The 6,450-nt window shown below is 69.3% G+C and carries 10 protein-coding genes and 1 pseudogene; 7 read left to right on the top strand and 4 right to left on the bottom strand.

Annotated features, from left to right (window positions below; all coding sequences use genetic code 11):
* The first annotated feature begins 314 nt into the window (after window positions 1-314).
* Window positions 315-437 carry a hypothetical protein gene (locus tag AC1DZ6_RS16495; protein ID WP_477098230.1) on the top strand — a complete coding sequence of 41 codons (123 nt, stop codon included), beginning with the start codon at window positions 315-317 and terminating at the stop codon, window positions 435-437.
* Here AC1DZ6_RS16495 and AC1DZ6_RS16490 read toward each other — a convergent pair.
* The gene (locus tag AC1DZ6_RS16490; RefSeq protein WP_477098229.1) at window positions 434-682 is read right to left on the bottom strand and encodes a hypothetical protein; all 249 of its coding nucleotides are present in this window, start codon (window positions 680-682) and stop codon (window positions 434-436) included. The genes AC1DZ6_RS16495 and AC1DZ6_RS16490 overlap by 4 nt on opposite strands.
* 231 nt (window positions 683-913) lie before the next feature.
* On the opposite strand from AC1DZ6_RS16490, the gene ubiA reads away from it, so the two are divergent.
* A complete protein-coding gene (gene ubiA / locus AC1DZ6_RS16485) occupies window positions 914-1,852 on the top strand; it encodes a 4-hydroxybenzoate octaprenyltransferase (protein WP_477098228.1) in 939 nt (312 codons plus the stop codon).
* 9 nt (window positions 1,853-1,861) lie between these two features.
* Here the strand turns inward: ubiA and AC1DZ6_RS16480 are convergent, their stop codons facing one another.
* Window positions 1,862-2,251, bottom strand: coding sequence for a lysozyme inhibitor LprI family protein (locus AC1DZ6_RS16480; RefSeq protein WP_477098227.1), 390 nt, complete (start codon window positions 2,249-2,251; stop codon window positions 1,862-1,864).
* A gap of 37 nt (window positions 2,252-2,288) precedes the next feature.
* On the opposite strand from AC1DZ6_RS16480, the gene AC1DZ6_RS16475 reads away from it, so the two are divergent.
* Window positions 2,289-3,245 (top strand): fatty acid desaturase family protein, encoded by a 957-nt coding sequence (locus tag AC1DZ6_RS16475; RefSeq protein WP_477098226.1) that lies wholly within the window; start codon window positions 2,289-2,291, stop codon window positions 3,243-3,245.
* Here the strand turns inward: AC1DZ6_RS16475 and AC1DZ6_RS16470 are convergent.
* On the bottom strand, window positions 3,242-3,682 hold the full coding sequence (locus AC1DZ6_RS16470) for a PEGA domain-containing protein (RefSeq protein WP_477098225.1): 441 nt from the start codon (window positions 3,680-3,682) through the stop codon (window positions 3,242-3,244). The two genes, AC1DZ6_RS16475 and AC1DZ6_RS16470, sit on opposite strands and share 4 nt — an antisense overlap.
* Before the next feature lie 104 nt (window positions 3,683-3,786).
* Between AC1DZ6_RS16470 and AC1DZ6_RS16465 the strand changes: the two genes are divergently transcribed.
* From AC1DZ6_RS16465 to AC1DZ6_RS16450, 4 genes are all read left to right on the top strand, one after another.
* On the top strand, window positions 3,787-4,458 hold the full coding sequence (locus AC1DZ6_RS16465) for a class I SAM-dependent methyltransferase (RefSeq protein ID WP_477098224.1): 672 nt from the start codon (window positions 3,787-3,789) through the stop codon (window positions 4,456-4,458).
* Window positions 4,459-4,501: 43 nt separating this feature from the next.
* Window positions 4,502-4,846, top strand: coding sequence for a VOC family protein (locus AC1DZ6_RS16460; protein WP_477098223.1), 345 nt, complete (start codon window positions 4,502-4,504; stop codon window positions 4,844-4,846).
* Window positions 4,847-4,995: 149 nt separating this feature from the next.
* Window positions 4,996-5,436 carry a YkgJ family cysteine cluster protein gene (locus AC1DZ6_RS16455; RefSeq protein WP_477098222.1) on the top strand — a complete coding sequence of 147 codons (441 nt, stop codon included), beginning with the start codon at window positions 4,996-4,998 and terminating at the stop codon, window positions 5,434-5,436.
* Window positions 5,433-5,963: a YkgJ family cysteine cluster protein gene (locus tag AC1DZ6_RS16450; protein WP_477098221.1), complete on the top strand. Its 531-nt coding sequence runs from the start codon at window positions 5,433-5,435 to the stop codon at window positions 5,961-5,963. Before AC1DZ6_RS16455 ends, AC1DZ6_RS16450 begins: the two co-directional genes overlap by 4 nt.
* A 136-nt stretch (window positions 5,964-6,099) precedes the next feature.
* Here AC1DZ6_RS16450 and AC1DZ6_RS16445 read toward each other — a convergent pair.
* A pseudogene (locus AC1DZ6_RS16445) lies at window positions 6,100-6,450 on the bottom strand (epimerase); the annotation flags it as partial.

Raw genomic sequence — 6,450 nt, 5'->3', positions numbered from 1 at the left:
GTGTCCGGCGCTCCGCGACCCTTTCCGATCAGCTCACAGCTTCTGGCGTGGGATCACACCCCCTTGCCCCCACCTGACCGCTTCGCGGTCTGTCCGCCCCCATGGGGGCGGAGGACGCCGCACCGCACACCTCTTCCCCCTGTGGGGGAAGACGACCGCGAAGCGGTCCGTAGGGGGCAAGGGATCGCCGTCGGGGCAAAATTCAGTTCGGGGTTTCACCCGAGAAAACTAGGGGAACTCCCGATGGCGGAGCCAGCTTGGCCGGTATCAATGTACCGGCCGTCCATAACCCTGTCCGGCGGGAGCGCAGGCCCATGAGGATCGACCGTCCCGGACTGGCGAGGATCACCGCCGCCGCCTGGCTGCTGGCCTATGTCGCAGCTTGCCTGCTGATCCTGGGCCTGGCCCTGGTCCTGCCGATCGCGCCGCGCGTCTAGGCGAAGCGCAGGTGGCTCAGCCTGTCGCCGCGCAGGCTGGCGCGAATGCGGCCGCCGAACTTGGCGCCCGAGGTCAGGCGCGCCACCATGCCGACGTCGCCGGCCCGCTCGAAGGCGCGGGCGGCGGCGGTCCACAGGGCGGTGGTGACGGGATGGGGCAGCACGATCCCCGCGGCCAGGCCCAGGGCCAGCAAGGTCCAGGCTTCCAGGCGGTCGACCAAGTCGGCGTAGGGCGAGCGGGTCATGGCGGAGGCCTTTCGAAGCGATGGAGGCGGGCCGCCGCGCTGGGGGGAGGAAGCGGCGGCCCGCCTGGGGCCGCGAAACGCCGGGAGGGGGACCGCCGTTTCGCTGGACACACCTTGCTCGCCGCCGTCCGATCAATCCAATTGATCGTTTTTCGGAACGAGATTGGAAAGCTCTATGCTGAAACTTCGGCATGGTTGCGCGAGGCGGGAGCCCGGCGCTAAGCCTTGGCCATGAGTTCTCCCGAAACCGCCATCCTGCCCGACGCCGCCGCCGGCAACTGGGTCGACCGCCATGCGCCGCCGGCCCTGCGGCCGTGGCTGAAGCTGGGCCGGTTCGACCGGCCGGCGGGCATCTGGCTGCTGATGCTGCCTGGCTGGCAGGGCATCGCCCTGGCGGCGGCCGGCAAGGGCCAGTGGCCCAATGCGTGGCTGCTGATCGCCTTCTTCGTCGGAGCGGCCCTGATGCGGGCGGCCGGCTGCGCCTTCAACGACATCGTCGACCGCGACTTCGACGCCCAGGTCAGCCGCACGGCGATGCGCCCGATCCCGGCCGGCCTGATCACCGTCAAACAGGCCTGGGCGTTCCTGATCGGCTGCTGCCTGGTCAGCTTCGGGATCCTGCTGTGCCTGGGCTGGCTGGCCGTCGGCCTGGGCGTGCTGTCCCTGGGCCTGGTCGCGGCCTATCCGTTCATGAAGCGCATCACCTGGTGGCCGCAGGCCTGGCTGGGCCTCACCTTCAACTGGGGGGCGCTGCTGGGCTATGCGGCGGCCACGCACCGACTGGATTGGCCGGCCGTCCTGCTCTACGCCTCGGGCCTGTTCTGGACCCTGGGCTACGACACGATCTACGCCATCCAGGACATCGAGGACGACGCCCTGGCCGGGGTGAAGTCGTCGACCCGCCGGCTGGGCGAGCATGTGCAGATGGGCGTTCTGGGCTTCTACGTCGCCTGTTTCGTGCTGGTCATCGCCGCGGCCTGGGTCGGCGACCTGGGGCCGCTGTTCCTGCCCCTGGCCGCCTTGGTCGCCGTCCATCTGTCGCGCCAGGCGTCCCGGGTGCGGGTCGACGACCCGGTCGGGGCGCTGGCCCTGTTCAAGTCCAACGCCCAGGTCGGCTTCGTGCTGTTCCTGGCCCTGGCGGCGGGGATGTGGAAGCCGCCGGGGTTCTAAGGGCGAGGATCAGAACGGCCCGTTGCGATAGATCCGCTCCATGCTCCGGTCCAGCTCGTCCAGCCGGCGGTCGTAGGCGCGGGTCAGGCAGGCGCGGTTGGCGCCGCACTTGCGGCGGTCGCGCAGCCACTGTTGCTGGTCGTCCTGCATCGCTCCGCGGCCGCCCATGGCCAGGGTGCGCTTGTTGATGTCGTAGAGCACCGCCATCCGCACATCCTTGTCGTTCAGGGGCAGATAGGCGCAGATCGCCTTCTCGTCCGGAGCCCGGGCCCTGGCGCAGTCGTAGCTGGCGGCCAAGGACGCGGTGGGGATCGCCGCCAGGGGCGTGACGAAGGTCAGGGCGAGGGCGGTCAGCAGCAGGCGCATGGCGGTCTCCGAGGCGGTGTGACGTCGGGTCATTCTGTAAGCGTGACGCTGAATGTGGCATGATCGTTCCATGGCCGTCGCGTCCCGCATCAAGCCGCAGGAACTGTTCACGCCCCAGGAGTGGGCGCCGCTGTCGGCGCGCTCGTCCTGGAAGGGCCTGCTGATGGTGGCCCACGCCTGGGCGGTGATCGTCGCGGCCGGGGCGGTCTTCGTGATCTGGCCTAATCCCCTGACCTACCTCCTGGCGGTGATGCTGATCGGCGCCCGCCAGCTGGGCCTGGCCATCCTGATGCACGAGGCCGCGCACGGCGGGCTGCACCCCAACCTCAAGGTCAATGACTGGGTCGGCGAATGGCTGTGCGCCGCGCCCACCGGCGCTTCGCTGGCCAAGTATCGGCCCTATCACCTGACCCACCACAAATACGCCCAGCAGGCCGAGGACCCGGACCTGATCCTGTCGGCGCCGTTCCCGACGACCCGCGCCTCTCTGCGTCGCAAGATCGTCCGCGACCTGACCGGCCAGACCTTCTTCAAGCAGCGGTTCGGTCCGCTGCTGGGCAAGCTGAAGGGCGATCAGCCCAAGGGCGCGGTGTTCAGCGGCGAAGTCGCGCGGCAGGGGCCGTTCCTGCTGTGGAACCTGGGCCTGCTGGTCGTGCTGAGCGCGGCGGGCCTGTGGTGGACCTGGCTGGCCCTATGGATCGTGCCGATGGCGACCTGGTTTCCGCTGGTCACCCGGCTGCGCAACATCGCCGAGCATGCGCTGGTGGCCAAGGACGAGCCCGACCCGTTCCGCCACGCCCGCACCACCTCGGCCAACTGGATCGAGCGGGCCCTGATCGCGCCGTATCACGTCAATTTCCACGCCGAGCATCACCTGTTCATGCACATGCCGTGCTGGAACCTGCCCAAGGCGCATAGGCTGCTGGTGAAAAAGGGCCTGACGGGCGGCATGCTGACCGCGCCCGGCTATCTGTCGGTGCTGAAGGCGGCGTCCGGCAGGGCGCCGGCCGCCGCCCAGCAGGCCTAGTTGGCCGGAGCCGTCGGGGTCGCGGCGGCGATCTTGGCGTCGGGCTCGAGGGTGACCTTCAGCGGGTTGGGCGTCAGGTCCTTGCTGGCGCCGGTCGCCGCATCGACGCCGAGGCCGATCAGGCCGCCGACCAGTACGTTGCCGGCCAAAGCCGCCCCGCCCTTGCCGCCGATCTGGTTGGTGACGCTCGTGGTGTAGGGCTTGTAGCCGGCCTTGGTGATCGTGACGTCGAACTCCTTCTTGCGCTTCATCTTGAAGGTGCAAGGCGTGGCGTCGCACTTGAAGCCGGTGGTGGTCTTGACGGCCGCGCCCCCTGGCGTGGTCTCGACGGTCCAGGCCTGGCTGGAGCCGCGGGTGACGGTGGCGCAGGCGCCGAGGCTGAATGCGGCGCAGGTCAGCAGGGCCGCCCGAACGGCGAGCCGGGTGTCGAACTTCATGGTATTCCCCCCAAAACGGAACAGCGGCCTACAAGCTTGGCCGCAGCCAATCGCTAAACGGTTGAGGCCGTTCGTCAAGAACCTTCGGTTGTCGCTTCGCCGACATGAAAGTCTCCAGCATCGACCAGACCCTGACCGGCCGCCGGGCCTTCATCCTGGAGAACACGCGTCTCCAGGCCCCGCCGCACACGCCCGAACTGTCGCTGCATCTAGCCGATGAAATCACCCCGATCTGGAAGATGACCGAGGAGGCGCTGGTCGAGATCGGCTTGCCGCCGCCGTTCTGGGCCTTCGCCTGGGCCGGCGGCCAGGCCCTGGCGCGCTACATCCTCGACAATCCCGCGATCGTTTCCGGAAAGCGGGTGATCGACTTCGCGTCCGGCTCCGGCCTGGTGGCGATCGCCGCCATGAAGGCCGGCGCGGCCAGCGTGCTGGCCGCCGACATCGACGTGTTCTGCGAGGCGGCGATCGGCCTGAACGCGGCGGCCAACGGGGTCGAGGTCGCCTTCACCGAGGTTGATCTTTTGGACGCCCCGCCTCCCGCCGTCGACGTGCTGCTGGCCGGCGACATCTGCTACGAACGGCCGATGGCGGAGGCCGTCATGGCCTGGCTGGGCCAGGGCCGCGCGGCGGGGGCCAGCGTGCTGATCGGCGATCCCGGCCGCACCTATTTCCCCAAGGCCGGGCTGGTGAAGCTGGCCGAGTACCAGGTGCCGACCACGCGGGAGTTGGAGGACATGGCCGTCAAGCGCACCAGTGTCTGGACTCTGCCATAGCGGCGCTCTAGAACATAAGAAGAACAACGGAGGGGCCGCGACCATGCGCGAAGACGGCAAGATCGACTATATCGAATGGCCCGCCGGCGACCTGCCGGCCACCAAGGCCTTCTACACGGCCGCCTTCGGCTGGGCCTTCACCGACTACGGTCCCGACTACGCGGCCTTCGAGGGTCAGGGCGCGGACGGCGGGTTCTGCACCCCGCAGGAAGGCTCGACCGACCGGCCGCTGGTGGTGCTCTACGCCCATGACATCGAAGCGATGCTGGCCAAGGTGACGACGGCGGGCGCGACGATCACCAGGCCGATCTTCAGCTTCCCCGGCGGCCGCCGCTTCCACTTCACCGACCCGTCCGGCAACGAGCTGGCGGTGTGGAGCGAGACTTGAGCCGGGGACATGCCCTTGCGGCGTGTCCCCAACCGCAGGCTCGGTGCTTGAACATGGGGCCACGCCGCGAGGGCATGTCCCCGGACACGCGAAAAACCGTCACGAAACCGCGATAAATCCGTCTCCGGACGATTACGGGGCGAGGGACGGTGGAACAGGCCAGGACCTGCGGCGACTGCGGGATGTGCTGCAAGCTGATGGGCGTGGCCGCCATCAACAAGGCCCCGCACGCCTGGTGCGGCCACTACCGCAAGGGCGCGGGCTGCGGGATCTACGCCGACCGGCCCCAGGCCTGCGCCGACTACGCCTGCTACTGGCTGAACGCGCCCAATCTCGACGACCGCTGGCGGCCGGACCGGGCGCGTTTCGTGCTGCATCGCGAGAACGAGGGCCGAACCCTGGTGGTGGAGGTCGATCCGTCGACGCCCGACGCCTGGCGCAAAGCGCCCTTCCACGAAACCTTCAAGGCCTGGGCGGCACGCGGCGCGGCCGACGGCCTGACCCTCAATGTCCTGGTCGGACGGCGCGGCTTCACGATCCTGCCCGATCGCGACATCGACCAGGGCCTGGTGCGCGAGATCCCGGCATGAGCGAAGCGATCCCCATCTCCGCCCCCGCCCCGTCCAAGTCGTGCGGCGACTGCGGCATGTGCTGCAAGGTCCTGCAGATCAGCGAGTTGGCCAAGCCGGCCGGCCAGTGGTGCGGGGTGTTCCGCAAGGGCTCGGGATGCGGCGAATACGAGGCCCGCCCCCAGGCCTGCCGGGGCTTCCACTGCCTGTGGCTGACCTCGGAGCGGCTGGACGCCGCCTGGCGGCCCGACAAGGCCGGGTTCCTGATGTACCCCGACCGCGACGGCAAGCGGCTGAACGTGGTGGTCGATCCGGGCAAGCCGGCGTCCTGGACGCGCGAGCCCTACTATTCGCGGCTCAAGGCCATGTCGCAGCGGGCCTATGACGGCTACGAGCTGCTGATCTGCATCGGCGAGCGCCGCGTGGTGATGTTCCCGACCGAGGACGTCGACCTGGGCGTGCTCGATCCCGACCACAAGCTGGTCAGCGGCTATGTCGACAAGGACGGCGAGAAGGTCCCGTTCGCCATGGTGCTGAGCGACGCTTAGGCGCGGCGACTCTCAAATCTTGTCATCCCGGAAACGGCGCAGCCGTTATCCGGGACCGCCGGAAGCGCTGAGCTCAGGCGTCGGTCCCGGATCTTCGCGCTGCGCGCTCCGTCCGGGATGACAACGAAAAACGAACTCAGAACCTCGGCCGGAAATCCCGCGGCGCCCAGCCGAAGTCCCGCCGCGCCGGGGCGTCGTCGAAGGTCAGGTCCTGGGCCATGCGGTCGCCCATGGTCGCCGTGGCGCCTGGATAGAACGGCTTGGCCAGGGTCAGCAGCAGACGAAACAGCCAGACGGGCAGAGGCAGGATCGCCGGCCGGCGACCCAGGCCCTCATAGATTCGCTCGGCCATCACCCGATAGGTCAGGGTCTCGCCGCCGACCAGGTCGTAGGCCCTGTCCCGGGCGGCCGGGGCCTGGCCGGCGGCGATCGCGCCCCCGGCCAGGTCGTCGGCGTGCACCGGCTGGCGCAGGCCCTCGCCCTGGCC

It is taken from the genome of Caulobacter sp. P1_B12_2, assembly GCF_056406675.1.
Note: the sequence above shows the minus strand (reverse complement) of the source record. Positions and strands in the feature narration are given on the sequence as shown.